The 24,796-nt window shown below is 73.8% G+C and carries 23 protein-coding genes; 7 read left to right on the top strand and 16 right to left on the bottom strand.

Going from position 1 to position 24,796, the window contains the following annotated elements:
- Positions 1–184: 184 nt before the first annotated feature.
- The 11 genes from ACL02R_RS07370 to ACL02R_RS07320 all read right to left on the bottom strand — a co-directional run bounded on the left by ACL02R_RS07370 (position 185) and on the right by ACL02R_RS07320 (position 12,491).
- Positions 185–1,729: a polyamine aminopropyltransferase gene (locus tag ACL02R_RS07370; protein ID WP_412796045.1), complete on the bottom strand. Its 1,545-nt coding sequence runs from the start codon at positions 1,727–1,729 to the stop codon at positions 185–187.
- Positions 1,726–2,163 carry a DUF350 domain-containing protein gene (locus ACL02R_RS07365; protein ID WP_412796044.1) on the bottom strand — a complete coding sequence of 146 codons (438 nt, stop codon included), beginning with the start codon at positions 2,161–2,163 and terminating at the stop codon, positions 1,726–1,728. The genes ACL02R_RS07370 and ACL02R_RS07365 overlap by 4 nt, the downstream gene beginning before the upstream one ends.
- A 73-nt stretch (positions 2,164–2,236) precedes the next feature.
- Entirely contained in the window at positions 2,237–2,671 is a 435-nt protein-coding gene (locus ACL02R_RS07360; RefSeq protein WP_412796043.1) for a DUF4247 domain-containing protein, read from the bottom strand.
- Complete coding sequence (locus ACL02R_RS07355) at positions 2,668–3,288, bottom strand: DUF4178 domain-containing protein (RefSeq protein ID WP_412796042.1); 621 nt, start codon at positions 3,286–3,288, stop codon at positions 2,668–2,670. Before ACL02R_RS07355 ends, ACL02R_RS07360 begins: the two co-directional genes overlap by 4 nt.
- 121 nt (positions 3,289–3,409) lie before the next feature.
- On the bottom strand, positions 3,410–4,468 hold the full coding sequence (locus ACL02R_RS07350; protein WP_412796041.1) for a DUF4328 domain-containing protein: 1,059 nt from the start codon (positions 4,466–4,468) through the stop codon (positions 3,410–3,412).
- Between the two features lie 142 nt (positions 4,469–4,610).
- Entirely contained in the window at positions 4,611–5,537 is a 927-nt protein-coding gene (locus tag ACL02R_RS07345; protein ID WP_412796040.1) for an oxidoreductase, read from the bottom strand.
- 92 nt (positions 5,538–5,629) lie between these two features.
- Positions 5,630–7,969 (bottom strand): beta-glucosidase, encoded by a 2,340-nt coding sequence (locus ACL02R_RS07340; RefSeq protein ID WP_412796039.1) that lies wholly within the window; start codon positions 7,967–7,969, stop codon positions 5,630–5,632.
- A gap of 62 nt (positions 7,970–8,031) precedes the next feature.
- On the bottom strand, positions 8,032–8,880 hold the full coding sequence (locus tag ACL02R_RS07335) for a carbohydrate ABC transporter permease (RefSeq protein WP_412796038.1): 849 nt from the start codon (positions 8,878–8,880) through the stop codon (positions 8,032–8,034).
- A gap of 14 nt (positions 8,881–8,894) precedes the next feature.
- A complete protein-coding gene (locus ACL02R_RS07330) occupies positions 8,895–9,797 on the bottom strand; it encodes a carbohydrate ABC transporter permease (protein ID WP_412796037.1) in 903 nt (300 codons plus the stop codon).
- 9 nt (positions 9,798–9,806) lie between these two features.
- Positions 9,807–11,135, bottom strand: a complete 1,329-nt coding sequence (locus ACL02R_RS07325) for an extracellular solute-binding protein (protein WP_412796036.1) — start codon at positions 11,133–11,135, stop codon at positions 9,807–9,809.
- 339 nt (positions 11,136–11,474) lie between these two features.
- Positions 11,475–12,491: a LacI family DNA-binding transcriptional regulator gene (locus ACL02R_RS07320; RefSeq protein WP_362955906.1), complete on the bottom strand. Its 1,017-nt coding sequence runs from the start codon at positions 12,489–12,491 to the stop codon at positions 11,475–11,477.
- Between the two features lie 112 nt (positions 12,492–12,603).
- Between ACL02R_RS07320 and ACL02R_RS07315 the strand changes: the two genes are divergently transcribed.
- On the top strand, positions 12,604–14,049 hold the full coding sequence (locus ACL02R_RS07315; RefSeq protein WP_412796035.1) for an endo-1,4-beta-xylanase: 1,446 nt from the start codon (positions 12,604–12,606) through the stop codon (positions 14,047–14,049).
- Between the two features lie 97 nt (positions 14,050–14,146).
- Here the strand turns inward: ACL02R_RS07315 and ACL02R_RS07310 are convergent, their stop codons facing one another.
- Complete coding sequence (locus ACL02R_RS07310; RefSeq protein WP_412796034.1) at positions 14,147–14,869, bottom strand: TetR/AcrR family transcriptional regulator; 723 nt, start codon at positions 14,867–14,869, stop codon at positions 14,147–14,149.
- Between the two features lie 135 nt (positions 14,870–15,004).
- Between ACL02R_RS07310 and ACL02R_RS07305 the strand changes: the two genes are divergently transcribed.
- A complete protein-coding gene (locus ACL02R_RS07305) occupies positions 15,005–15,463 on the top strand; it encodes a nitroreductase family deazaflavin-dependent oxidoreductase (RefSeq protein WP_412796033.1) in 459 nt (152 codons plus the stop codon).
- Positions 15,464–15,476: 13 nt separating this feature from the next.
- Here the strand turns inward: ACL02R_RS07305 and hemC are convergent, their stop codons facing one another.
- Complete coding sequence (gene hemC, locus ACL02R_RS07300) at positions 15,477–16,409, bottom strand: hydroxymethylbilane synthase (RefSeq protein WP_412796032.1); 933 nt, start codon at positions 16,407–16,409, stop codon at positions 15,477–15,479.
- A gap of 70 nt (positions 16,410–16,479) precedes the next feature.
- Between hemC and ACL02R_RS07295 the strand changes: the two genes are divergently transcribed.
- A complete protein-coding gene (locus ACL02R_RS07295; protein ID WP_412796031.1) occupies positions 16,480–17,034 on the top strand; it encodes a hypothetical protein in 555 nt (184 codons plus the stop codon).
- Positions 17,035–17,165: 131 nt separating this feature from the next.
- Here the strand turns inward: ACL02R_RS07295 and ACL02R_RS07290 are convergent, their stop codons facing one another.
- The gene (locus ACL02R_RS07290) at positions 17,166–17,312 is read right to left on the bottom strand and encodes a hypothetical protein (RefSeq protein ID WP_412796030.1); all 147 of its coding nucleotides are present in this window, start codon (positions 17,310–17,312) and stop codon (positions 17,166–17,168) included.
- 597 nt (positions 17,313–17,909) lie between these two features.
- Between ACL02R_RS07290 and ACL02R_RS07285 the strand changes: the two genes are divergently transcribed.
- From ACL02R_RS07285 to ACL02R_RS07270, 4 genes are all read left to right on the top strand, one after another.
- On the top strand, positions 17,910–18,617 hold the full coding sequence (locus ACL02R_RS07285; RefSeq protein WP_412796029.1) for a helix-turn-helix domain-containing protein: 708 nt from the start codon (positions 17,910–17,912) through the stop codon (positions 18,615–18,617).
- An 86-nt stretch (positions 18,618–18,703) separates the two neighbouring features.
- The gene (locus ACL02R_RS07280; protein ID WP_412796028.1) at positions 18,704–19,447 is read left to right on the top strand and encodes an HAD family hydrolase; all 744 of its coding nucleotides are present in this window, start codon (positions 18,704–18,706) and stop codon (positions 19,445–19,447) included.
- Complete coding sequence (locus tag ACL02R_RS07275) at positions 19,444–21,867, top strand: glycoside hydrolase family 65 protein (RefSeq protein WP_412796027.1); 2,424 nt, start codon at positions 19,444–19,446, stop codon at positions 21,865–21,867. Before ACL02R_RS07280 ends, ACL02R_RS07275 begins: the two co-directional genes overlap by 4 nt.
- A gap of 79 nt (positions 21,868–21,946) precedes the next feature.
- Positions 21,947–22,561, top strand: a complete 615-nt coding sequence (locus ACL02R_RS07270) for a hypothetical protein (protein WP_412796026.1) — start codon at positions 21,947–21,949, stop codon at positions 22,559–22,561.
- Positions 22,562–22,577: 16 nt separating this feature from the next.
- Here the strand turns inward: ACL02R_RS07270 and ACL02R_RS07265 are convergent, their stop codons facing one another.
- A complete protein-coding gene (locus tag ACL02R_RS07265) occupies positions 22,578–23,447 on the bottom strand; it encodes a universal stress protein (protein WP_362955935.1) in 870 nt (289 codons plus the stop codon).
- A 110-nt stretch (positions 23,448–23,557) separates the two neighbouring features.
- On the bottom strand, positions 23,558–24,793 hold the full coding sequence (locus ACL02R_RS07260; RefSeq protein WP_412796025.1) for a hypothetical protein: 1,236 nt from the start codon (positions 24,791–24,793) through the stop codon (positions 23,558–23,560).
- Positions 24,794–24,796: the final 3 nt, after the last annotated feature.

Below are 24,796 nucleotides of genomic sequence, written 5' to 3'. Positions count from 1 at the left end.
GGCCACCCGTGGCACGGGCGGCAGCGGCGGTGCCGGGTCCCACCCGGCCACCGCCGCCTGGCCGCCGGGGTCTCCCCCACCCCGACCCTCACCGGGGGAGTACCCAGGCCGCCAGGGGACACCGAAGGGGCGGCGCCTTGTGCGGAGGCGCCGCCCCTCTTGCGCGTCCACGGCGCGCCGCCGGTCAGTCGTACTGCCACTCGCCGCGCGCGTACTCCAGCACCGCCGGGTCCATCAGCGTGCTCGCCCGCACGTCCTCGTGCCGCCGGTCGAGCGGGAAGACCGTCGCCGCGTCGAGCACCGCGTCATCCAGGAAGCGCAGCGGCGGCACGTCCGCCGGCAGCCGCAGGGCCGGCGGCGCGTCGCCGGCGGCGGCCAGCACGAAGCCCCAGTTGCCGAAGCTCGGCACGTCCACCTGGTACGGCGTCGTCGCGAAGCCCGCCTCCGCGAGCGACGCGTCCACCGACCAGTACGTGCGCGGCGCGAAGAACGGCGACCCCGACTGGACGACCAGCCGCCCGTCGGATGCCAGCACGTTCGCCAGCATCGCGTACATCTCGACCGAGTAGAGCTTCGCCGTCGCCGTGTCCTCCGGGTCGGGGAAGTCCACGATCACCGCGTCGTACGGGCCCGGCGCGTCCCGCAGCCACGTGAACGCGTCGGCGTTGACCACGTCCACGCGCGGGTCGCCGAACGCGCCGTCGTTCAGGTCGCGCAGCGGGCCGTACGTCCTGCCCAGGTCGGTCATCGCCGGGTCCAGCTCGACCAGCGTCACGTCCGCCACGTCCGGGTAGCGCAGCACCTCGCGCAGCGCCAGGCCGTCGCCGCCGCCCAGGATCAGCACGTGCTCCCTGCTCCCCGCCAGCACCGGGTGCACCAGCGCCTCGTGGTAGCGGTACTCGTCGATCGACGAGAACTGGAGATCGCCGTTGAGGAAGAGCCGCAGGTCCGTCTCCGAGGTGAAGCCGATCGACTCCGTGAGCACGATCTCCTGGTACGGCGTGCGCTCCGCGTGCACGATCGGGTCGCGGTAGAGCCGCTGCCGCGCGGAGATCTCGATGTCGTCGGCCAGCACGTACGCGCCGACCAGCACCGTCAGCACCGCCGCCAGGCCCAGGGCGAGGCCGCCCGCCACCAGCCTCCGCATCCTGCCCCGGAAGATCCACAGCACGCTGACCACACCGGCCACCGCGTTCACCACGCCGACGACCAGCACGCCCTTCAGCTGCCCGAACGTCGGCAGCAGCAGGAGTGGGAAGCACAACCCGCCCACCAGCGCGCCCAGGTAGTCCACCGCGAACACGTCGGCGACCGCCCCGCCCGCCTCCTGCCTGCGGATGCGCTGGAGCATCGTCATCAGCAGCGGGATCTCCGCGCCGATCAGCAGGCCGACGGCGAACGCGATCACCGTCATCGCGGGCGTGTACACACCCACCCACGCGAACAGCACGTACAGCACGAGCACCGAGAGCCCGCCGACCAGCGCCAGCAGCCCCTCCACCACGGCGAACGCGCCCACGGCGCGCCGCTGGAGGGGCTTGGCCGCCAGCGAGCCGATGCCCATCGCGAAGACCATGATGGCCAGCACGAGGGACGTCTGCGTGATGGTGTTGCCGATCAGATAGCCGCCGAGCGCGACCAGCGCCAACTCGTACACCAGACCGCAGGCCGCGCACAGGAAGACGGTCAGGAGCAGGAGGAAGCGGGCCAGCCGGGGGCGGTGGATCACGAGAGTGCCGCGCCGACCATCAGTGCGGTGCCGACGTACATCGTGCCCTGCACCCAGGCGATCGGGTGCGGACGGCCGTCCTCGTCGTCCTCCAGCACCGCCGCGCCCATCCTGCCCGGCGTGACGATGCCGACGATCGCGAAGACCACCGTCATCACCACGACACCGGCCAGCCCGTACACGCCGGTGCTCACCAGCCCGTAGCCGAGGCCGTCCTCGGACTCGCTGGCCAGGATCGCCTGCTGGATCACGATGCCGACGCCGAGCATCTGCCCGGCGAGCACGATGGCCGCGCCCTTGTTGCGCCGCGCCACGATCTTGGCGAGGTGGCCGGGCGTCACCAGGTCGAGCGCGCCGAACGCGACGGCCATCACCAGGAGGCCGACGCCCCCGTAGGCCAGCGTCTGCCCGGCCGATTCGAATATGTCCCCCACGCCGAAGTCCTCTCGCTCTGATCTGGGTTGTCGGTACGGTCGCCGCGGACGGCGGTGGTGTGGTGCGCCCGGCTCACTTGCCGGAGCCGGGGCCGCCGCCCCGGAAGTCGCTGCCGCTGCGGCTCTGGGCCGCGGGCCAGTGGGAGCCGACGTACGAGCTGTACCGGGACCGGCCGGACGCGTACGTGTCCACGTCGATCCGGCTGCCGTGGTCGGGCGCGGTGCGCGGCTCTATGGCGACGAGGTGGTTGTCGTAGCGCAGGAAGACCATGGAGTCGCTGACCAGGCGGTCCATGGCGGCGCGTTCGCCCTCGATCTCGTCGGCGACGATGGACGGGGTGTCCCGCTCGTCGATGTAGTAGTCGGGCGACCGGTCCGGGTCCTCCGGGTAGTGGTCCTTGATCCACGACATGGGCAGGTCGGGGTCGCTGTCGCCGCCGCAGCCGGTGGCCAGCAGCGCGCCGGCCAGCAGGGCGGCGGCGGCCCGTACGCGGGTACGGGCGCTCACGCGTCACCGCCCGGGTAGATGGTGAGCGTGCCGTTGGGGACGCGTTCGCCGAGCGACGCCTCCCAGGAGCCCGCCGCGCCGCCCGCGCCGGGGAAGCGCTCGAAGGAGAGGGAACGGCCGTGCGGGCCCTCATAGTCGGCGTACTCGACGCGGCCGGTGGCGGCGAGACCGGTGGTGCCCTCGGAGCGGTATGTCGCGGTGCCGTGCTCGGTGCGGTGGTACGTGACGCCCTCGACGGTCAGGGTGCGCTCGCTCGGCCTGAGGCCGGCGCCGGTGTACTCGGTCCAGAGCACGACCTCCAGGTCCGGGTCCTCCTCGACGGAGATCCAGCGGCGCCCCGCGCCGGTCCCGTTCATGGCGTCCACGAAGTGCTCCGACCAGCTGAAGCCGCCCTCCGACAGCCGCAGCGAGCCGCGGACGAAGAGCTGTTCGCCGAGGTACTCCACCATGTCGCCCGCCTTCAGCGTGCGCGGGTCGCCGCCGGTGTCCTGGTCGGGGGCGAAGGGGTCGCGCGGTGGCGGCGGCGCCTTCGGGGCGGCTCTGCGGCGTGACCGCAGCAGCACGACGACGGCCGCGGCGAGCGCGGCCAGCCCGACTATGGCGAGGGCAAGCGCCATGAAAATCCCCCCGGTTGTACGGATCTCAGCGAACGGCGCAGAGTATTGCACGCGTCGGGGAGATCCGGCCCCGGGGGGAGGAAGTCCGTGCCGGGCCGCCCGTGACGGCCCGGACGCGGTGTCAGAACGGGGGCGGCGGCGAGGCCGGGGGCTGCTGCCCCGGCTGCTGCTGGGGCTGGTGCTGCGGCTGGGACTGCTGCGGGAAGCCCGGGTACGCGCCCGGCCGCGGCCCGGCGGGCGGGCCCGCGTACATCCCGGGCGTCTGCGTCCAGGGCTGCGGCCCCTGCGCGTACTTGACCAGCTGCCGCTGCGTCATCTGCCGCACGACGATGATGGCCAGGATCGCCGCGGCGACGCCGACCAGCCCGTTGACGATCGTGATGATCGCGTCGACGCGGATGTCGTCGTACTCGTCCGGGTCGATGCGGCCGTCGTCGTCCGGGGAGAACGTCGAGAAGCCGGTGACCCAGGTCGCCACCCACAGGAGCCACCACGCGGTGAGCACGCCGAGCCGCGCGTGCCCGCCCCAGGGGGTGCTGGAGCGCCAGGCGTCGTTCGCGATCTGCTTGGGGAACCAGAAGAAGATCACCGGCACGAACCAGGAGCCGATCGCCCAGCCGCGGCTCAGGCGCTGCCCGGCCGGGTCGAACAGCTCGGCGTTCACCCGCACCCGGTGGAACCAGATGACGAACACGATGCCGATCGCGATCGTCAGCAGGAGGCGGAGGACGCCCACGGCCTGCCAGCCGTCCAGCGTGTCCTGCGCGTCCTGGAAGTCGATGAAGAGCGCGTTCGGGCTCTCCAGGTCGTCCAGCGTGCTGAGCATCCCGGCGCCCGTGCCGAAGCCCGCGAACCAGATGACGATCGCGACGCCGAAGAGGGCGTACAGGGCGATGGCCAGGCCGCGCGGGCTGCCGAACTGCGGCGGCAGCTGCGGGATGCCACCCGGCTGGCCGGGGAACGGGGCCGGCCGGCCCGGGTACCCGTAGCCGGGCGCGGGCGGCGCGGCGAACGGCTGCGTCCCCGGGTGCGCCCCTGGGTATGACCCCGGCTGCGCTGCCGGCTGCGCTGTCGGCTGTGCTGTCGGCTGTGCCCCCGGCGGCGGCCCGGGGGCGGCCGGGGGCGGTGCCAGCGGCCGCCCGTCGGCCATGGTCGGCTGAGCGGCCACCGCGCCGCTCACGCACTCCCGGCACCTGCCGTCGGGCGCGGTGGCCGGCCGCTGACGGCAGCTCCAGCACTGCGCACTCATGTCGCCCCCCAGGGAAGTCATCCATCCGATCCGCTGACGATAACAGCGGGCGGGGGGTGGCGCGCCGGGCCCGTCAAGGGGAGGAGGGGGGCGCCGGGAAGTCGTAGGTCACCTGGGTCAGTTCCCCGGAGACCGTCCACAGGCGCGCGGTCATGGCGTCGTTCGTCGTCCAGGGGGCGCGCCAGGTCCTCCCCGCGCCGCCCCGGGTGGCCGCGCGCGGCCCGACGTACCCGTCGGGTGCGACGTCCGGCGCGGTCGCCGCGTGGAGTACCGGCGCGGCGCCCGCCTCGGGGGCGGAGCCGACGAGCGCGTTGAGGGCGCGGGCGGCACGTTCCTGCACGGCGCTGCCCGCCATCCGGGGGCCCTTGGTCTGGAGTTCGGTGGCGGCCCAGCCGGGGTGCGCGGCGGCGGCGACGAGGGCGGTGTGCCGGGCGCGGCGGGCCAGTTCGTGGGTGAACATCAGATTGGCCGACTTGGACCGGGCGTACGCGACCCAGCGCAGGTAGCGGCGTTCGGCGTGCGGGTCGGACAAGTCCACGTTCGCGGCGAGGTGCGCCATGCTGGAGACCGACACGACGCGCGGCGCCGGGGCGGCCAGCAGGGACGGCAGGAGCAGCCCGGTCAGCGCGAAGTGGCCGAGGTGGTTGACGCCGAACTGCGTCTCGAAGCCGTCCTCCGTCGTGCCGCGCGGCACCGCCATCAGCCCCGCGTTGTTCACCAGCAGGTCGAGCCGCTCGCCGCGCCACTGGGTGGCGAACGCGCGGACCGAGGAGAGGTCGGCCAGGTCGAGCAGCCGCAGTTCGGCGCGTGCCTCGGGGACCTCGCCGCGCAGCCGTTCCAGCGCCGCCCTGCCGCGCTCCCGGCTGCGGCAGGCGAGCACGGTTCCCGCGCCGCGGCGCGCCAGTTCGCGCGCGACGACGTAGCCGAGGCCGCTGTTGGCGCCGGTCACGACCGCCGTGCGGCCCTTGAGGTCGGGGATGTCGCGCACCGTCCAGGCCATGCTGCCCAGGGTAGCCCCGTCGGGCGCCGTCCGGCGGGGAACGGCGTGCGGCGGGGCCCCGGTACGCCGTTGTACCGGGGCGGTGGGCCTGCTCAGCCGTGCGGGTCCGCCGGGAGGGGGCTGACGTCCGTCTCCGTGCGCATCCTGCGGTCGTCGCCCGCCGTACGGGCGGGTCCCACGAGGGTGAGCGGCACGGTGCGCAGGATCGAGCCGCCGGAGGGGCCGAGGCGCAGTTCGACCGCCCCCGCGTCCACGACGCGACGGCCCGGCGCGAGGGTGTACGCGGTCAGGTCGGTGTGGAAACCGAACCGCACCTCGGCGGACGCGCCGGCTTCGAGGGGAACGCGGGCGTAGCCGATGAGGCGGTGCACGGGCCGCGTGGTGCGGGCGACCGGGTCGTGCAGGTACAGCTGGACGACCTCTGTGCCCGCGCGGTCACCGGTGTTGGTCACGGTCAGCCGTACCGTGGTGCCGCCGTCGGTGGGGACGGTGTCGTGCTCGGCCACGGCGTCGCCCCATGTGAACTCGGTGTAGGACAGGCCGTGCCCGAAGCTGTACAGCGGGGTGGGGTCGATGTTGCTGGCATCGCCCAGCTGGCCGAGCGGCGGAGCGAGGTACGGCGCGGGCTGGCCGCCGGGGTGGCGCGGCACGCCGACCGGCAGCCGCCCCGACGGGTTGACGCGTCCGGACAGTACGCCCGCGACGGCGCCGCCGCCCTCCTCGCCGGGGAAGAACGCCTGCACGCACCCGGCCAGCCGGTCCGCCCAGCGGCCCAGCGCGTATGGCCTGCCGGTGAGCAGCACCAGGACGACGGGCGTTCCGGTGGCCAGGGCCTCGTCGATCAGCTCGCCCTGTGCGTCGGGCAGTTCGAGATCGGCGGCGTCGCAGCCCTCGCCCGACGTGCCGCGCCCGAACAGGCCGGAGCGGTCACCGGCGACGACCACGCACACGTCGGCCCCGGACGCCCCGGCGGGGGATGTGTGTTCGACGGTGGCGCCGGGGAGTTCGGCGCGCAGCGACTCCAGCAGCGTGGGCACGGCGATGCCGAGGGGGAGTTCGGGGTGCTGCACGCCGACGTGGCGCGGGAAGGTGTAGCAGCCGAGCATGGGCGCGGGGTTGTCCGCGAGGGGGCCGACGACGGCGATGCGGGACGTACCGGCCAGGGGAAGCGCGCCGTCGGGATTCGCCAGCAGGACGACGGACTCCTCCGCGAGCCTGCGGGCGACGGCGCGCATGTGCGGCGGGTCCAGGTCCACGGCCGGGTCTTCCGCCTCCAGCGCGGGCGGTACAGGACTCCAGCCGGGGTTCAGCAGGCCCAGCTCCGCCTTCTGCGTGAGGACGCGCAGCACCGAGCGGTCCACCACGTCCTCGGGGAACTCGCCGGAGCGCACCGCCTTCAGCAGCGGCTCGCCGTAGCAGCGCTGGGCGGGCAGTTCGACGTCGATCCCGGCGGTCAGGGCGAGGGCGGCGGCCTCGGCGGGGGAGTCGGCGACGCGGTGGGTCAGTTCGAGGAACGACACGGCGAAGTAGTCGGAGACGACGGTGCCGGTGAAGCCCCAGCGGTCGCGCAGCAGTTCCGTCAGCAGCCAGCCGTCGGCCGAGGCGGGCACGCCGTCGATGTCGTGGTAGGCGCTCATGACGGACCGCGCGCCGCCCTCGCGCAGCGCCATCTCGAACGGCGGGAGGATCACGTCGGCCAGCTCGCGCGGGCCGATGGAGACGGGCGCGTGGTTGCGGGCGCCGCGGGAGGCGGCGTGCCCGGCGAAGTGCTTGAGCGTGGCGATGATGCCCACGGACTCCAGGCCCCGCACGTACCCGGTGCCGATGGTGGCGACGAGGTACGGGTCCTCGCCGATGGACTCCTCGGTGCGGCCCCAGCGCGGGTCGCGCAGCACGTCGAGCACGGGGGAGAGACCCTGGTGGACGCCGACGTCGCGCATCGACGCGCCGATGAGCCGCGCCGCCTCCTCGACCAGCCCGGGGTCGAAGGAGGCGCCCCAGGCGAGCGGCGTGGGGAAGACCGTGGCGCGCCAGGCCGTGAAGCCGGTCAGGCACTCCTCGTGCACCAGCGCGGGGATGCCGAAGCGGCTGATGCCGGCGACGCGCCGCTGCTCGTCGGCGAGCGCGCGCGCCTTCTCCAGCGGATCGACCGGGGCGGTGCCGAACGGGCGGGTGAGCTGGCCGAGTCCGTGGGCGATCACCGTGTCGGGCGCGGGCGTCGAGGCGGTGAGTTCCCCCTGCATCGGGGCGACGTCGGCCCCCTCCTCGCCGCCCGGCTCCTGCGCCGCGGCGGCCTCCCCCGGGTCCGACTCCGAACCGGGCCACACGCTGCCGAGCTGGGCGAGCTTCTCCTCCAGCGTGAGACGGGCGAGCAGGTCCGCCGCCCGGGTCCCCGCGGGGAGTGACGTGTCCTGCCATGGGTGGTGCTGCATGAGGCTCCTTTGTCTGCGCGTGGGCGTCCGCGCGGGTCCGCGTGCGGTCCTGGCCGGGCCGTTCAGCGTCCGCCGACGCCCATCAGCCCGTTGATGAGCTGGCGGCGGGCGAACAGGTACGCGGTGAAGATCGGCACGATCGACAGGACCACGGCGGCGAGCAGCGCGGGGATGTCCACGCGGAACTCGCCGACGAAGTCGTACAGGCCGAGGGTCAGGACCCGGGACTCCCGGGACTGGGTGAGGATCAGCGGGAACAGGAAGCCGTTCCAGGCGTTCAGCGCCGCGAACACCCCGGCCGTGGAGATCCCGGCACGGGCGACGGGCACGACGAGCTGCACCAGCATCCGGGCCGGGCCCGCGCCGTCCAGCGCCATCGACTCGTACATCTCCTCGTCGATGTCCCGCATGGTGCCCACCAGGATCAGCACGCTCACCGGGAGCGAGAACGCGGCGGTGGGCAGGATGACGGCCAGCAGGGTGTCGTAGAGCTGGAGTTCGGTGATGATCCAGTAGACCGGGATGATCACCGCCTGGGACGGGATGGCGAGCCCGAGCAGGAAGAGCTGGAACGTGCGGCGGGACCACGGGCTGCGGTTGCGCACCACCACGTAACTGACCGTCACGGCCAGCGCGATGACGATCGCGGCGCAGGAAACGGTGACGATCGCGGTGTTGAGCAGGTAGCGCGGGAAGTCGCCCTCCAGCACCTGCCGGTAGCTGCCGAGCCCGGGGTCGGTGGGCAGGGCGAGCGGGCCGTTGTCCAGGTACTCGGGCCGTGTCTGGAGGGTGGAGCTGACCATGGAGTAGAGCGGCACGACGACGATGACCAGCCAGATCAGCGCGCCGAGCGTTCCCGCCCAGTTGAACCGGCGCCACCGCGCGGCGCGCCGGACCCGCGGGGGGCTCACGGATGCGGTCGGTGTCACATGCCCTCCCGGGTGCTGCGCATCCTGCTGAAGCCGGTCAGGCGCACCAGCAGCAGGGACGTGGCGGTGGCGACGACGACCAGGGCGGCCGCGATGGCGCTGGCGTAGCCGAGGTCGAACGCGCGGAAGCCCTCTTCGTACATCAGGTACGGCACGATGGCCGTGGCGTCGCCGGGCCCGCCGCGCGTGAGGATGAGGACCGTGTCGAAGTACGTCAGCGCGCCGACGACCATCAGCACCGAGGACGTCACGACGGTGTTGCGCAGCTGCGGCAGCGTGATGCTGAAGAACTGCCGCACGGTGCCCGCGCCGTCGATGGACGCCGCGTCGTAGAGCGAGCGCGGGATCTGCCGTGCGCCGCCCTGGTAGATCAGCATGTGCAGCGGCACGAACTGCCAGCTCGTGACGAACAGGACGGCCGCGAACGCGCCGCGCGACGTGCCCAGCAGGTCGGCCGTGTCCAGGTCGAACCACTCGGCGACGTCGGCGGCGAGCCCGAGGTTCGGGTCGAACAGCGTGCGCCACAGCAGCGCGAGGGCGACGGACGAGGCCAGCAGCGGCAGGAAGAAGATCGCCGACATGACGGCCCTGTGCCGCTGGCGCCCGGCCGACCACACGCCGAGCAGCAGGGCGATCGGCGTCTGGATCAGCCAGGTCAGGGCGGTGAGCAGCAGGCTGAGCCAGACGGCGTTGCGCATCCCGTCGTCGTCCCACAGCCGCGACCAGTTGTCGAGGCCGGTCCACGACGGGTCGCTCAGGCCGTCCCAGTCGGTGAACGACAGGTAGGCCACCATCACCAGCGGCACGACGGCGAAGAACGCGAAGAACAGCACACCGGGGATCGCCCAGGCGAGGCCTGGGCGACCCGTACGGGGTGGGAGGGACGTACTCTCCTTCACCGGCTCCGCCTACAGTTCCTGCATCGCCGCGACGAACTCCTCGGGGCTGAGCTGCCCGCCGAAGAGCTGCTCGATCGCGTCGAGCATCGGGGTGGCCTGCCGGGCGGGGAGCGCCTGGTCCCAGGAGAGCGTGAAGCTGGGGGCGTTCTCGACCATGTCGTACTGGAAGCGCGCGTACTCGGGCTCGGGCGCCTCGTCCAGGAGCGCCTCGGCTCCGGTGGTGGTGGGGATGTCGCCGTTCGCGACGAGGGAACGGGCGTAGTCCTCGCCGCCGTGCAGCTTCAGGAACTCGATGGCCGCGTCGAGCCGTTCGCCCTCGACGTCCGCGTTGACCGACCAGTAGTTGGTGGGGTTGCCGACCAGGGACGCCGGGTCGCCCGCGCCGTCCGCGATGGCGGGGAACGGCGCCCAGGCGAGGTCGTCGGCGGCGAACTCCGGCTGGTTCGCGAGCTGGTTGGCGAACTCCCAGCTGCCCATCAGGTGCATGGCGGCGCCGCCCTGGGCGAAGAAGGTGGAGACGCCGTCGTTCGTGTACGCGACGGAGCGGAAGTTGTTGCCGAACGCGCCGTCGTCCACCAGCGAGGCGATCTCCTGCGCGGCGGTGAGGACGGCCGGGTCGCCCCAGGCCGCCGGGTCGCCGTTCCTGATGGCGTCGAACACCTCGGCGCCGCCGAAGCGGTCGAGCAGGTACTCCAGCCACATCAGCTCGGTCCACGTGTCGGCGCCGCCGAGGGCCACGGGGGTGATGTCGCGGTCGGCGAAGGTGCCGACGAGGGAGCGGAAGTCGTCCCAGTCCTGCGGGGCCTCGACGCCGGCCTCCTCGAACAGCGTGCGGTTCCAGAAGAGGATGACCGGCTGCACACCGCGCATCGGTACGCCGTAGTGCCGGCCGTCCACCGCGCCCGCGTCGAGGATGGCGGGGATGAACGCGCCGCCGAACTCCGGGTCGTCCGCGAGCACGTCGGTCAGGTCGACCAGCATGTCCTCGGCCACGAAGTCGCTGATGCTGCCGCCGCCCCAGTTGAAGAAGATGTCGGGGGCGTTCGGGCTGCCCATGGCGGTGCGCATGCGCTCCTGGTAGTTCTCGCCCGGGATCTGCGTCAGGTTGATGTCGATGTCCGACGTCTCGTTGAACTGCTCCACCAGCTCTTCCTGGAGCCGCGTCGAGCCGTCCTGGTAGACCCACACCTCCAGCGTGTCGCCGCCGCGGCCGCCGGGTCCGTCGCTGCCGCACGCCGCGAGGCCCGAGGCCGCGAGGACGCACGCGACGGCGCTGGTCAGGGTCGCGCGGAACCTGCGGCTCGCGCCGCCGGGCCGCAGGGATTCGAGGCTTTGCATCGTCGCATACCTTCCGGAAGATCACCGATAATTATCGGACCAGTGCCGAAGCAAAGTACGTCCGGGCGCGGTGCGCGTCAACGGTGTGCGCGGCAACAAGACGGTCACGGGCGTCCGTTGCCGCCGGGGCCGTCCGCGTGCGGGCAGGGCGGAGCGGGCCCCGCGCGGGGCCGTGACCTGGGAGGAGGCGGGCGCGTGCCGGACGAACCGGTGGGGGCGGCGGCGCGTGGGCGCGTACCGCCGCGGGGGCCCCGGTGTTGCGGATGCTTTCGGAAGAACGCTCTTTCGCCGGTGCCGGTGCCGGTGTGAGGGCGGGGGCGGGGGCGGGGACGGCCGGGGTCAGCGTGCGGCGGGCGGCGCCGTGGAGGCACGCACCACCAGCTCGGTCGCCAGCTCAAGGCGGGGCGAGTCGAGTTCCTCGCCGCGCGCCTGCCGCAGCACCGTGCGCGCGGCCACCTTCCCCATCTCCGCGAGCGGTTGCCGCACCGTCGTCAGCGGCGGCGCGGACCAGCGCATCTCCGGCAGGTCGTCGAAGCCGACGACGCTCACGTCCTGCGGCACCCGCAGCCCGCGCTGCCGCAGCGCCTCGATCGCGCCCATCGCCATCTGGTCGCTGGCCGCGAAGACGGCGGTCGGCGGCTCGTCCAGGTCCATCAGCCGTCCGCAGCCGTGGAAACCCGACTCATGGTAGAAGTCGCCCGGCACGGTGAGGCGTTCGTCCACCGGCACGCCCGCCGACTCCAGCGCGGCCCGGTAGCCGTCGAGCCGCGCCCGGCTGCACAGCAGGCGCGGCGGCCCCGCGATGAAGCCGATCCGCCGGTGGCCGAGGCCGAGCAGGTGCTCGGTCGCCGCCAGGCCGCCCGCCCAGTTGGTCGCGCCCACGGTCGGCGCGTCCAGCGCGGGCGACCCGGCCGGGTCCACGACGACCAGCGGCACCCCGAGGCGGTGCAGCTCCTTGTGCAGGCCGGGTTCGAGCACCGACGTCACCATGATCACGCCGTCCGACGCGCGCGCCCGCAGGTTGGTCATCCACTGCTGCGCCGCGCCCGCGCGGTCGTGGATGGCCGAGACGACCGTGCCCACGCCCGCGTCGTGCGCGACCTCCTCGACGCCCCGGATGATCTCGACCGCCCACGGGCTGTCGAGGTCGTTGAACACCAGGTCGAGCAGGGCGGCCCGGTCGCCGGGCGCGTGGGCGCGCCGCCGGTAGCCGTACTGCCGCAGCAGCTCCTCGACCTTGGCGCGGGTCTCAGGTGCCACGTCCGACCGGCCGTTGACCACCCGGGAGACCGTGGGCACCGAGACCCCGGCCTCCCGCGCGATGGCCGTGATCGTGACCTTGCGCTCCGCACTCATCCAAAACCCTCATCTTTCGCACCCGAAGACCCGGAAGTTTTTCAACATTATTCCGGAAGGGTTGACGGTGCCCAGGGGCGACCGTAGAACGGTCCCGTCAGCCTGCGGGGGCATGACAAACGAGAGGGGCACCACGATGATTCCCCTGGTGCGCAGAGCCGCGGTCGTCCTCGCGACCTCGGCGGCGCTGCTCTCCGGTTCCCTGGTGACCGGCGCCGCACAGGCCGCCCAGCCGCCGGCCGCCGAGCCGGGCGCCGCGGCCGCCACCCTGCGCGACGCGGCCGAGGAGCAGGGCCGTTTCGTCGGCACGGCCGTCGCGGACGGCCGGCTCGGCAACGGCACGTACACCGGCATCGCGAGCCGCGAGTTCAGCAGCGTCACCGCCGAGAACGTCATGAAGTGGGACGCGATCGAGCCGTCGCGCGGTTCCTTCAACTTCGCGCCGGGCGACCGCCTGGTCGACTTCGCGCAGGCGGGCGGCCAGCAGGTCTGGGGCCACACGCTCGTCTGGCACAGCCAGCTGCCCGGCTGGGTCGCCAACGGCGGCTTCAACCAGACACAGCTGACCCAGGTCATGAACAACCACATCACCACCGTCATGGACCACTACGAGGGCGACGTCGCGTACTGGGACGTGGTGAACGAGGCGTTCAACGAGGACGGGACGCTGCGCTCCTCGGTCTTCTCGGACACCCTCGGCTCCGGCTTCATCGGCACCGCGTTCAGGACCGCGCGCGCGGCCGACCCGGACGCCAAGCTGTGCATCAACGACTACAACACCGAGGGCGTCGGCGCGAAGAGCAACGGGCTGTACAACCTCGTCTCCTCGCTGTTGTCGCAGGGCGTGCCCATCGACTGCGTCGGCTTCCAGTCGCACTTCATCCTCGACCAGATCCCGTCCACCTTCCAGACCAACCTCCAGCGGTTCGCCGACCTGGGCCTCGAAGTGGTCATCACGGAGCTGGACATCCGGATGAACCTGCCGGCGGACAGCGCCAAGCTCCAGCGGCAGGCGGCGCAGTTCGCCTCCGTCACGCGGACCTGCCTCGCCGTCTCCGCCTGCCGGGGCATCACCGTGTGGGGCTTCAGCGACGCCGACTCGTGGGTCCCCGGCGTCTTCGACGGACAGGGCGCGGCCTGCCTGTACGACCAGAACTACCAGGCCAAGCCCGCGTTCGGCGCCATGCTCACCGCCCTCGGCGGCGAGCCGGGCGGCGGCGACCCCGGCGACCCGGACCCGCCCGCCGGGCCCTGCCAGGTCACCTGGCGGGTGACCAGCCGCTGGAACGCCGGCTCCGTCGTCGAGGTCGGCATCCGCACGACGGCGGCCGTCAACGGCTGGTCGGCCACCTTCGCCCTGCCGTCGGGGCACCGCGTCACCAGCGGGTGGAACGCCGTGTTCAGCCAGTCCGGCGCGACCGTCACCGCCGCCAACGCCCCGTACAACGGGAACGTCGGCGCGGGCGGCACGATCGGATTCGGCTTCCAGACGGACAACGGCGGTCAGTACACGCCGCCGACCGTCAGCCTGAACGGCACCGCCTGCACGGCGGCATAGGCACCCGCCCGCCCGGCCGTACGCCCCTCCCTCCGCCCCTTCGAAGGCGACGGGGGAGGGGCGTACCGCTCACGCCACCGTCCTCAGGCTGCCGCGCTCACTCCTCGGGGACCCCGCCGCGCGTGCTCGCCAGCCCGATGTCCGCGCCCAGGCGCCCCACCGCGTGCGCGAAGAACTCGTCGCGCGCCGTCACCACGCCCGTGTACTGCCCGAACACCTCGAAGCTCACCAGCCCCACCAGCTGCGCCCAGGCCGCCACCACCGCCGCCATCACCGGCGCGGGCAGCCCCGGCGCGTACTCCTCCGCCAGCTGCTCCGCCTCCGCCCGCACGTCCCGCGGCAGCGGGTCCCACGACGGCGGCGCGAGCAGCGCGTCCGCGTGCGCGTCCAGCGCCAGCGCGAGCAGGGCGAGCGGTACGCGGGAGCCCGCCGCCGATGTCGTCTGCGGCGCCGCGTAGCCGGGCACGGGGGTGCCGTGCACCAGCGCGAACTCGTGCGGGTGCGCGAGGGCCCACTCCCGTACGGCCGCGCACACGGCCACCCAGCGCGCCGCCGGGTCCTCGCGCGGCGCGGCGGCGAGGGCGCCCTCGGCCGCCCCGCCCATCGCGTCGTAGGCGTCCGTGATCAGCGCGGTCAGCAGGTCGTCCCGGCTCGGGAAGTAGCGGTACAGCGCGGACGACGCCATGCCCAGCTCCCGCGCGACCGCGCGCAGCGACAGCTTCGTGGGCCCCTCGGCGGCGAGTCCGCGCCGCGCCTCCTCCTTGATGGCCGTGCTGATCTCACGCCTGGCCCTCGCCCTGGCTCCTTCGATGGCACTCATGGCGGCCAGTCTGCCACCGCGCGGAGCGGTGCACCAAGACGTGAGCACTGCTCTTGCATTCGCGCCGCGCATGTGTCACTGTTGCTCCAGACCGAGAGCAGTGCTCACGAGAACAGTCACCGAGAGGCGTCCACCATGAGCGGCGAAGCCACCCCCCACCTGCGCAAGCCCGGCTGGTTCACCGTCCACGTGCTCAACCGCGCCGTCTCCTGGCTCACCCGCAGGGGCCTGAGCGTCTGGGGCTCCCGCGTCCTCGCCGTCAAGGGCCGCAAGAGCGGCACCTGGCGCCGCACGCCGGTCAACCTCCTGACGGTGGACGGCGCGCAGTACCTCGTCGCCCCGCGCGGCCACGTCCAGTGGACCCACAACATGCGCGCGGCGGGCGGCGGACAGCTCATCCTCGGCAAGCGCGCCACCGACTTCACCGCCACCGAGGTCGCCGACGACGACAAGCCGGAACTGCTGCGCGCCTACCTCACGCGCTGGAAGGCCGAGGTCGGCGTCTTCTTCGACGGTGTCGGCCCCAAGTCCTCCGACGAGGAGCTGCGCCGCATCGCCCCGAACCACCCGGTGTTCCGCGTCACCACCCCGTGAGGGCCGCGCGGCGTCAGTGCGGGATGGCGTCGATGACGTCCCGCGCCCCCTGCCGCAGCAGCGCCACCGCCACCGACATGCCCAGCGCCTCCGGGTCGAGCGGCCCCGCCCACTCGTGCGCGTCCAGCACCGTCTTGCCGTCGGGCGAGAACACCCGCCCCCACAGTTGCAGCCGCCCGTCGCGCTCCGCCCGCGCGTAGCCCGCGATCGGGCTGTTGCAGTGCCCGCGCAGCACATGCAGGAACGTCCGCTCCGCCGTCATCTCCCGCCACGCGCCCGGGTCGCCGAGACCCGACACCATCTCCAGCACCCGGTCGTCGTCCGCCCTGCACTGGAGGCCGAGCACCCCCGCGCCCAGCGGCGGGCACATCTCCTCGACGCCCAGCACCTGCGACGCCACCCCGGACCGCCCGATCCGCGCCAGTCCCGAGACGGCGAGCAGCAGCGCGTCGGCCGCACCGGCGGCGAGCTTCTCCAGGCGGCGGTTGACGTTCCCCCGCAGCGGCACGCACACCAGCCCGGGGTACGACGCCGCGAGCTGCGCGCGCCGCCGCACCGACGACGTGCCGATCCTGCTGCCGTCCGGCAGCTCCCCGAGGGCCAGCCCGCCGGGGTGGACCAGGGCGTCGCGGATGTCGTCGCGCCGCAGGTAGGCGGCGAACACGGTGCCCGGCGGCAGTGGCCGGTCGGCGGGCACGTCCTTCATGCAGTGCACCGCGAGGTCCGCCCCGCCCGCCAGGAGCGCGGCGTCCACCTCCTTGGTGAACGCGCCCTTGCCGCCCAGCGCGCCCAGATCGCCCGTCCACCGGTCGCCCGAGGTGGTCACCGGCACGACCTCCGTGCGCACCCCGGGGCGCAGCGCGGCCAGTTCGGCGCGCACACGCTCGACCTGCGCCAGGGCCATGGGAGAGGAACGGGACACGATGCGGAGGAGATCACCGGACATGGCGGTCACCCTAGCCGCGCAGCCACCGCCCCCTTGCGGAGTCGAACGGGTGGACGGATACGTTGCCCCCATGGCTGACGACTCCGTTCTGCTGGCCCGGATCGAGAACGACGCGGCGCTGTCCGCGTACCTGGAGGGCCCCTGCGCCTTCGACGTGACGCGCCGGCAGCCCGCCGAGGACCTGCACCTCTCGTCCGGCGGGCCCCTCACGCCGATCGCCGGCTGCGCCACGGGCGGCACGTACTTCCTGTGCGGTGATCGGGACGCGGCCGAACGCCCGGTCCTCTACACCTCCCCGGAAGGCCAGAGCGGGCTGATCGCGGACAACCTCCGCGAGGCCCTGGAACTGCTCGCCCGGGTCCCCTACTGGCAGGACTGCCTGCGCTACCTGCGGCCCGGCGCCCCGGCGACCCCGGGGGAGACCGAACTCGACGTGCTGGAGGACGACTTCCGCGATGTCGTGACCGGCTTCGACCCGGCGCGGCAGCGGGCCGCCGTGCGCGCCCTCGGCATCGATCCGCCGGACCGCGCGACGGTGCTGCGCCGCCTGCGCGACGCGACCGTGCGCACCCGGCCCGACTACGTCGTCCACACGACGGACGGCTGGCCGTACGACACGTTCTGACCACCCCGCCCCGCCCCGCCTCCCGCCCTCGCCGTTCACGCGCCGGGCGGCGGGAGGCACGACCACGCGTACGCGCCCTCACCCGTACGAGTTCACCCGCACGGGGGAACGCCGGAGGGGCCGGGCAGACCCTAGGCCGGGGGCAGCGGGCGCGTGGTGTCGCCGCCCTTGGCGCGGCGGTCCGCGCGGCTGAGGGCGTTCGCCTCGCGCAGCAGGTCCTCCAGCTCGGGACGGCGGTCGGGGTTGCGCTGCGTGGGGGACTGCTCGGTGTCGCTCATCGCCCGCACTCCCGCCGGGGACGCGCGGCCGGAGCGGCAGCGCGGTCGACGGTCCTGGTGTCCGCGCACGGCGTCGCTGTCGTGTTCACGTGACCTCACCTCTCATCATGGCTCTCATCACATGGTGTGGTGATCTCCCGTCATAGCGTGACCGCATGGCGTCCGAGGGCACAGTGGAAACGGGCCACAACCTTGGTGTGCGCCCAGCGCGTCCGGGGGGCGCACGGCCGGAAACTGACGGTGGATCACGCGCATGGCACCGCCGCGCCGGGGCAGCCGGACCCCGGGAACGCGCACGGTCCCGGCCGCCCGGCGCACGGGCGGGCCGGCCGACCGCGCAGTTCCCGGCACCTCGCCGCCCGCACCGCCGGGACGGGCGGCGGGTGGCCGTGCGGCACGGGCACCACCGGGGCGCCGCCGTCCCCATGGGTCCCCCGGGAATGGCTGACATTGCTCCGGGGCACTTGACAACCGCACGCGCCACCAGCACGGGACGCGCCCCGGCGCGCGTGTCCCGCGAGCCGGGTGAAGGCTGGGAGGAGCGCCGGTCGTCGGGCCGGCCGGGGGCGCCGGTCACGGAGCGGAGAGGTGGTCACCATGGCAGGCCGCGCAAGGCACGCACAGGGTACGGCGCACGGCGGCACGGGCACGGGTACGGGTACGCGCACCCACCGCGGTGACGTCGGCCGCCGCGTCGCCATGCGCCGCGAGGAACTCGGCCTCAGCCGCGAGGACGTGGCCCACCGCGCCCGCGTCGCGCCCCAGTACCTCCGCTACCTGGAGGAAAGCCCGGCGTCGCCGACACTCGACTCGCTCACCCGCGTCGCCCGCGCGCTCGACACGACCGTGGCCGACCTGCGCGGCGCCCGCCCCCTCGCCGGGGCCGCGCCGCACCCGGCGGGCGCCGTCGAGCTCGTCGCCCTCGACAGCGACGAGTGCTACGACCTCGTCGCCCGCCACTCCGTCGGCAGGGTCGCCGTCACGACCCCGGACGGCCCCGCCATCGTCCCCGCCGGCTACCGCCTGATCGAGGGCGCCGTCGTCTTCCGCACGAGCACCGACGCGCCGCCCTCCCTCGACAGCGACATCGCGTTCGAGGTGGACATGCTGGACGGCGCCGAGGGCGTCGGCTGGAGCGTCCAGATCCTCGGCCGCGCCACCCCGGTCACCGACGAGGACGAGACGGCCCGCCTCGCCGCCGCGACCGGCGGGCGCCGCTGGGTGCGCGGCGAGCGCGAGCTGTGGGTCAGGCTGCGCCCGGTCAGCGTGACCGGCCACCGGCTGCGGCTCGCGACCGGTTGCTGAGCCGTCGCCCGTTTGCGGGACGGCCGTGCCCGGGGTCCCATGGAACGAAGGCGACAGACCGACGTCCGGGAGGCGGTGTGGTGGCTGTGCCGGAGCTTTGGGACTGCCGGGCCGTGGTGTTCGACACCGATGGAGTGATCACCGATTCGGCGCGCGCGCACGCGACCGCCTGGAAGGAGGCGTTCGACACCGTACCGGGCGTCGATCCGCCGTTCGACCAGGAGGACGACTACCGGCGGTACGTCGACGGCAAGTCACGCCTCGACGGCGCCGCCGCCTTCTTCGCCGCGCGGGACATGGACCTGCCCTACGGGGAGCCGGACGACGAACCGGGCACGGACACTGTCTGCGCCGTCGCCGCGATGAAGGACCGGATCTTCATGCGCGTGCTCGACGAGGGCGTCCTGGAGGCGTACCCGGGCACCGTACGGCTGCTGCTCGCGCTGCACAGCGCCCGTGTGCGCTGCGCCGCCATCTCCTCCTCACGCCACGCGCGCGACCTGATCGCCCACGCCGGTGTCCGCTCCATGCTGGAGACCGTCGTGGACGGCAATGACGTGGCGCGCCTCGGCCTCGCGGGCAAGCCGGACCCGGCGCTCTTCCTGGAGGCGGCGCGCCGCCTGTCGGTCCCGGCCGGGGAGGCCGCCATCGTGGAGGACGCGCTGTCCGGCGTCGAGGCGGGCCGCCGCGGCGGCTTCGGCCTGGTCGTCGGCGTGGACCGCACGCGGAGCGCGACCAGCGCGGACGACCTGCGCGAGCACGGCGCCGACATCGTCGTCCGCGACCTCGGCGAACTCGTCGGCGCCGACGCGGGAGGTGGCGGCGGATGACGGACTCCGCGTGGGAATGGGCGTACGACGGCTACGACCCGGAGGCCGAGCCTCTGCGCGAGGCCCTGTGCACCCTGGGCAACGGCTATCTCGCCACCCGTGGCGCCGCCCCCGAGACGATCGCCGACGGCGTCCACTACCCCGGCACGTACGCCGCCGGGCTCTACAACCGGGCCCCCACCCTCCTCGCCGGCCGCAGGCTGGAGCACGAGGACATGGTGAACCTGCCCAACTGGCTGGTCCTGCGCTTCCGCGTCCGCCCCGAGGACGGCCCGGACGGCGACTGGTTCACCCCGGACGGCGCGGCCGGGGGCGAACTGCTGGAGTACCGGCAGTGGCTCGACCTGCGCAGCGGCACGCTGGAGCGCCGCTTCCGCTACCGCGACGCCCACGGCCGCCACACCCGCGTCGAGCAGTCCCGCCTCGTCCACATGGGCGACCCCCATCTCGCCGCGCTGCGCACCGCGTTCGTCGCCGAGGACTGGACGGGCGCGATCCAGATCGAGTCGGCGATCGACGGCTCGATCGGCAACACCGGCGTCCCCCGCTACAGCGACCTCGCCGACCACCACCTCACCTCGCTGCACACCGGCGGCGACGAGACCGACCCCGCGACCGTCTGGCTGCGCTGCCGCACGAACGAGTCGGACATCCGCGTCGTGGTCGCCGCCCGCACCCGCGTCGAGCCCGAGATCCGCCGGGAGGACATCAGGACCCACCGCTCCGACTTCCGCGTCGGACAGGTGATGGACCTGCCCATCGCGCCGGACCGGCCCGCCGCCGTCGAGAAGACCGTCGCGCTGCACACGTCCCGCGACCCCGCGATCAGCAGCCCGCAGTCCGCGGCGCTCCAGCGCGTACGCCGCGCCCCCGCGTACGCCGACCTGCTCGGCTCGCACCGCATGGCGTGGGACCGGCTGTGGCGGCACGCCGCGCTCGACGTGCCCGGCGAGCCGGGCCACATCCTGCGCGTCCACCTCTTCCACCTGCTCGCCACGCTCTCGCCCGCGCACACGGCCGAGCTGGACGTCGGCGTGCCCGCGCGCGGTCTGCACGGCGAGGCGTACCGGGGCCATGTCTTCTGGGACGAGCTGTTCGTCCTGCCGTATCTGAACCTCCACTTCCCCGACCTGTCGAAGGCGCTGATCAACTACCGCTACCGGCGGCTGCCCGAGGCGTGCCGCTCGGCGCACGCGATCGGCCGGGCGGGCGCGATGTACCCCTGGCAGAGCGGCAGCGACGGCCGCGAGGAGACGCCCGAGGTCCACCTCAACCCGCGCTCCGGCCGCTGGCTGCCCGACAACTCGCGGCTCCAGCACCACGTCGGCTCGGCGGTCGCCTACAACGTGTGGCGGTACGGGCAGGTGACGGGCGACGTCGAGTTCGCGCACTCGCGCGGCGCCGAGATGCTGCTCCAGATCGCCCGCTTCTGGGCCGACTCGGCCGTCTACGACCGGCAGCACGAGCGCTACCGCATCCTCGGTGTCCTCGGCCCCGACGAGTACCACGACGGCTATCCCGACCGGGACACGTCGGGCCTGGACGACAACGCGTACACCAACGTCACCGCGTCCTGGGTGCTGGCGCACGCCGTCCGCGTCGCCAGGACCCTGCCGGTGTCGCGGCGCGGCGAGGTGTTCGAGCGCATCGGCATGGCCGAGGGCGAACCGGACGAGTGGGACGAGATCTCGCGCCGCCTGTACGTGCCGTTCCACGAGGGCGTGATCAGCCAGTTCGATGGCTATGGCGACCTGGAGGAGCTGGACTGGGAGGGCTACCGCAAGAAGTACGGCGACATCCGCCGCCTGGACCGCATCCTGGAGTCCGAGCACGACACGGTCAACCGCTACAAGGCGTCCAAGCAGGCGGACACCGTCATGCTCGGCTACCTCTTCCAGCCGCGCGAACTCGTCGCCGTCTTCCACCATCTCGGTTACACCTCCTTCGACGAGGACACCTGGCGGGACACCGTCGCGTACTACCTGGACCGCACCAGCCACGGCTCGACGCTGAGCGGCGTCGTGCACGCCTGGGTCCTGGGCCGGTCCCGGCACGCGAAGGCGTGGTCCTATATGCAAGACGCGCTGGCGAGCGATGTTTGTGACATCCAGGGCGGCACCACCTCCGAGGGCATCCACCTCGGCGCGATGGCGGGCACCCTCGACCTCGTGCAGCGCGGGCTGACCGGCCTGGAGACGCGCAAGGGCGCGCTGTGGCTCGACCCGGCTCCGCTGCCCGAGCTGTCGGAGTACGCGTTCTCGGTGCGCTTCCGGGGCGTCGAGGTCCGGCTGCACATGCGCCCCGGCGAGGTGAAGGTGTCCGTCCCCGAGTGGGAGGAGGCACCGGCCAGGGTGCGGCTCGGCGAGCGGACGGTCGAGGTCGAGCCGGGCGAGGAGACGGTGCTGCCCCTGCCGGAGTGACCGCCGCGTCCCGGGGACCGCCCGCCGGCCCCGCCCCACCGGCCGGCACGCGGCCACGCCCCGGGCGTAGGCTCGCCGCGTGGGTGTGTGCATCGAGGTCCTGATCGCCGACTTCGCCCACCTGCGGGCGGCGCCCGCCGACCGCAGGGGCGAGCTGCTCGGCGTGGCGGCCTTCGGCGACCCGGACGACCCCGACTTCGATCCCCCCGAGGGGTGGAGCCGCCCCGAAGGGGCCACGTGGTACGAGCGCTACGAGTTCCGGGGCACGCTCACCTCGTACAAGCCGCACTTCTGGGCGGGGGAGCGCTGGGACAGGATGCGCCACGCCGTGGCACCCGGACTGCGCCTCGCCTTCGACGAGTTCAGCGCCCACCTGTTCTGGGGCGAGCACAACTGGGACGGCGAGGGGGCCGACCCGCCCTTCACCCCGTCCGTGCCGCCTCGGGCGGAGCGCTGGGGCACGGACACGCTGCTCTCGTGCCCACCCGGGGACGTGGCCGTGTTCCGCCGCCACTGGACCCGCGTCGAGCCGGAACTGCCCTCCCTGCGGCCCGCCTTCGACACGTACGCCGACGCCGATCCCGCGGGCTGGATACCCGACTTCGCCGCGTTCGAGGCACTGGTCGCCGCATGGGGCGACGTCGTCACCCGGGCCGCGGGGCGCGGCTGGGGCATCATCGGCCTGCGGTGCTGACCCCCGGCAACGGGCCCTACCCGCCGTGCCGCTCGTACGGCACCACGGCGACCGGCGACGGGGCGTGGTGCAGCGCCGCGTGCGCCACCGACCCGACGCGCATGCTCAGCAGCGACCGGTTCGTGCGCCGCCCCACCACCAGCAGCGCCGCGCTCACCGAGGCGGCGCGCAGCAGCTCCTCCGCCGCGTTCCCGAAGCGCACGTCCTCGATCAGCGGCACGTCCGGGTACTGGAGGCGCCACGGCGCGAGCGCCTCCACCAGCGCCGCCGTCTCCCGCGCCTCCGCGTCGGCGTACGCGTCGCGGTCCTCCAGGTTCTCCGGCAGGTCGGAGCCGAACAGCGACGGCGCCCCGCCCCACACGCGCACCGCCCGCACGGCCGCGCCGCGCGGCACGGCCGAGGCGAACGCGAGCCCGAGCAGCGCGTCCCCCGGCGGCCCGAGGTCCCGCAGGCCGACGACGACCTCGTCCCCCTCGTCGTCCGTCCCGGCGCGCACCAGGACGACGGGCCGCTTGCTGTGCGCCACCACGGGCAGCCCGACCGAGCCGAGCAGGAAGCCCATCACGGGCGTACGGCCGCGCGAGCCGAGCACCATCACCTCGGCGCCGTCCGCCTTCTCGATCAGCCCCGCCGTCGCGGTCTCCGCCAGCAGCTCGGTCGTGACGGCCAGGTCCGGGTGGCGCGCGCAGACCTCGCGCGCCACCTCCGCGAGCAGCCGCTCACCGTCCCCGCCGTCCGGCACCGTCCCCATGTACAGGGACTCGTCCACCCAGGCGTGCACCAGGTGCAGGCCGAGACCGCGCCGCCCTGCTTCGCGCGCGGCCCACTCGACGGCGGCAGCGCTCTGCGGACTGCCGTCCGCCCCCACCGTGATCGGCCGGACCATGGGCGCACCTCCCTCTCGTGACCGCTGACCGCTGACTGCTGACCGCTAGAACCACTGTGGCGCGGTTCGGCCCCGGGGGCGACCGGTGGTGCGCCCCCGGGGCGTACGGCTCAGGACCAGCCGTTGAGGACCAGCGGCTGCTGTATCCAGGGTGTCTCCGCGTCCGCCGTGGCGCCCACCACCGTGAGCCGCCCGTCGGGGTCGGCCGAGATGCCGTTGAACCAGCGGTGGCCGGGCCCGGCCGGCGGGAGGGCGGGCGTGCTCCAGCTGTCGCCCCGCAGCCGCAGCAGGAAGCCGCTGTGGTTGTCGTACCGCTCGCCCACGGCGGTGATGCCGCCGGCGGTCACCACGATGTCGTCGACGCGCCCGGCGGACGCGGGGGTGGCGACCCGTTCCCACGTACCGCCGGTGCGGCGCAGGACGAGGGCGCGGTCGCCGTTGTCGTCCGGCTGCCAGTCCACGTCGTAGGCGAAGCTGCGGCCGGTGGCCCACAGCGTCCCGTCGGGGCCCGCCGTCAGTCCGTACAGCTCGCCGTACTCGCCCGGCAGGTCGGGCAGGTCGGCGGACGTCCAGGCGCCGTCCTCCAGGTGCCGCACCGCGGGGTCGCCGTCGGCGTCCCAGCCGCCGATCCACAGCTCGCCGGGGGCGGGCGTGAGCAGGCTGCTCACGGTGAGGCCGGCGGCGTCCGGCAGGTCCGCCAGCCGCCAGGCGGTGCCGTCCCAGTGTTCGAGGACGGCCTCGACGTGCGAGGTGACGATCTCGCCGCCCGGCTTGCGCGGGTCGGGTACGCGGCTGTCGACGATCTCGGCCCAGCCGACCGCCCACACGTCGTCGGCGGCGAGCGCGGACACCGCCGAGAAGCCGCCGGACTCGGCCTTCGGCGGCAGTGGCGCGCGCAGAGTCTGCCAGGTGCCGCCGGACAGGTGCATGGTCAGGACGTCGGCGTCCGCGCCGAGGTCGGCGAGGCCCACGAGCCAGGCGTCCTCACCCGCGGAACCGGGGACGACGGCGGCGTCGTTGATCTCGTTGTTGCTGTCGCGGCCGCCGGCCGGAGGCAGCGCGACCTCCTCCCAGCCCTTTTCGGAGCGGGCGTCGTAACTGTAGAGGAGCGGGGTGTCGCGCGTACCTTCGCTGCGGTGCATGCCGAACGCCCAGGTGGTCCACGGGCCGACCTGCTCCGAGCCGAGCAACTGGCCGCCGTCGCCGGGCGGCAGGGGGGAGTCGGTGAAGACCGGGTCGATGCCCGTGGAGACGGCGGTGGCCGTCGCGGCGCCGGCGGCCGGGGCGTTCGCGACGGCCACGGCGGCGCCGGTCGCGAGGGCCGCCAGGGCAAGGGGTATGCGCATGTG

Source organism: Streptomyces sp. MS19 (assembly GCF_047200595.1).
In the GTDB taxonomy this organism is placed as follows: Bacteria; Actinomycetota; Actinomycetes; order Streptomycetales; family Streptomycetaceae; genus Streptomyces.
This window is presented reverse-complemented; position numbering and strand designations above follow the sequence as displayed.

Excerpts from the sequence above, each read along its gene's own strand:
- ACL02R_RS07345 (WP_412796040.1), bottom strand. The coding sequence starts at position 5,537 with ATGGCCTGGACGGTGCGCGACATCCCCGACCTCAAGGGCCGCACGGCG.
- ACL02R_RS07315 (WP_412796035.1), top strand. The coding sequence starts at position 12,604 with ATGACAAACGAGAGGGGCACCACGATGATTCCCCTGGTGCGCAGAGCC.
- ACL02R_RS07325 (WP_412796036.1), bottom strand. The coding sequence starts at position 11,135 with ATGCAAAGCCTCGAATCCCTGCGGCCCGGCGGCGCGAGCCGCAGGTTC.
- ACL02R_RS07320 (WP_362955906.1), bottom strand. The coding sequence starts at position 12,491 with ATGAGTGCGGAGCGCAAGGTCACGATCACGGCCATCGCGCGGGAGGCC.
- ACL02R_RS07355 (WP_412796042.1), bottom strand. The coding sequence starts at position 3,288 with ATGGCGCTTGCCCTCGCCATAGTCGGGCTGGCCGCGCTCGCCGCGGCC.
- ACL02R_RS07275 (WP_412796027.1), top strand. The coding sequence starts at position 19,444 with ATGACGGACTCCGCGTGGGAATGGGCGTACGACGGCTACGACCCGGAG.
- ACL02R_RS07290 (WP_412796030.1), bottom strand. The coding sequence starts at position 17,312 with ATGAGCGACACCGAGCAGTCCCCCACGCAGCGCAACCCCGACCGCCGT.
- ACL02R_RS07295 (WP_412796031.1), top strand. The coding sequence starts at position 16,480 with ATGGCTGACGACTCCGTTCTGCTGGCCCGGATCGAGAACGACGCGGCG.
- ACL02R_RS07305 (WP_412796033.1), top strand. The coding sequence starts at position 15,005 with ATGAGCGGCGAAGCCACCCCCCACCTGCGCAAGCCCGGCTGGTTCACC.
- ACL02R_RS07285 (WP_412796029.1), top strand. The coding sequence starts at position 17,910 with ATGGCAGGCCGCGCAAGGCACGCACAGGGTACGGCGCACGGCGGCACG.
- ACL02R_RS07340 (WP_412796039.1), bottom strand. The coding sequence starts at position 7,969 with ATGCAGCACCACCCATGGCAGGACACGTCACTCCCCGCGGGGACCCGG.
- hemC (WP_412796032.1), bottom strand. The coding sequence starts at position 16,409 with ATGTCCGGTGATCTCCTCCGCATCGTGTCCCGTTCCTCTCCCATGGCC.
- ACL02R_RS07260 (WP_412796025.1), bottom strand. The coding sequence starts at position 24,793 with ATGCGCATACCCCTTGCCCTGGCGGCCCTCGCGACCGGCGCCGCCGTG.
- ACL02R_RS07310 (WP_412796034.1), bottom strand. The coding sequence starts at position 14,869 with ATGAGTGCCATCGAAGGAGCCAGGGCGAGGGCCAGGCGTGAGATCAGC.
- ACL02R_RS07265 (WP_362955935.1), bottom strand. The coding sequence starts at position 23,447 with ATGGTCCGGCCGATCACGGTGGGGGCGGACGGCAGTCCGCAGAGCGCT.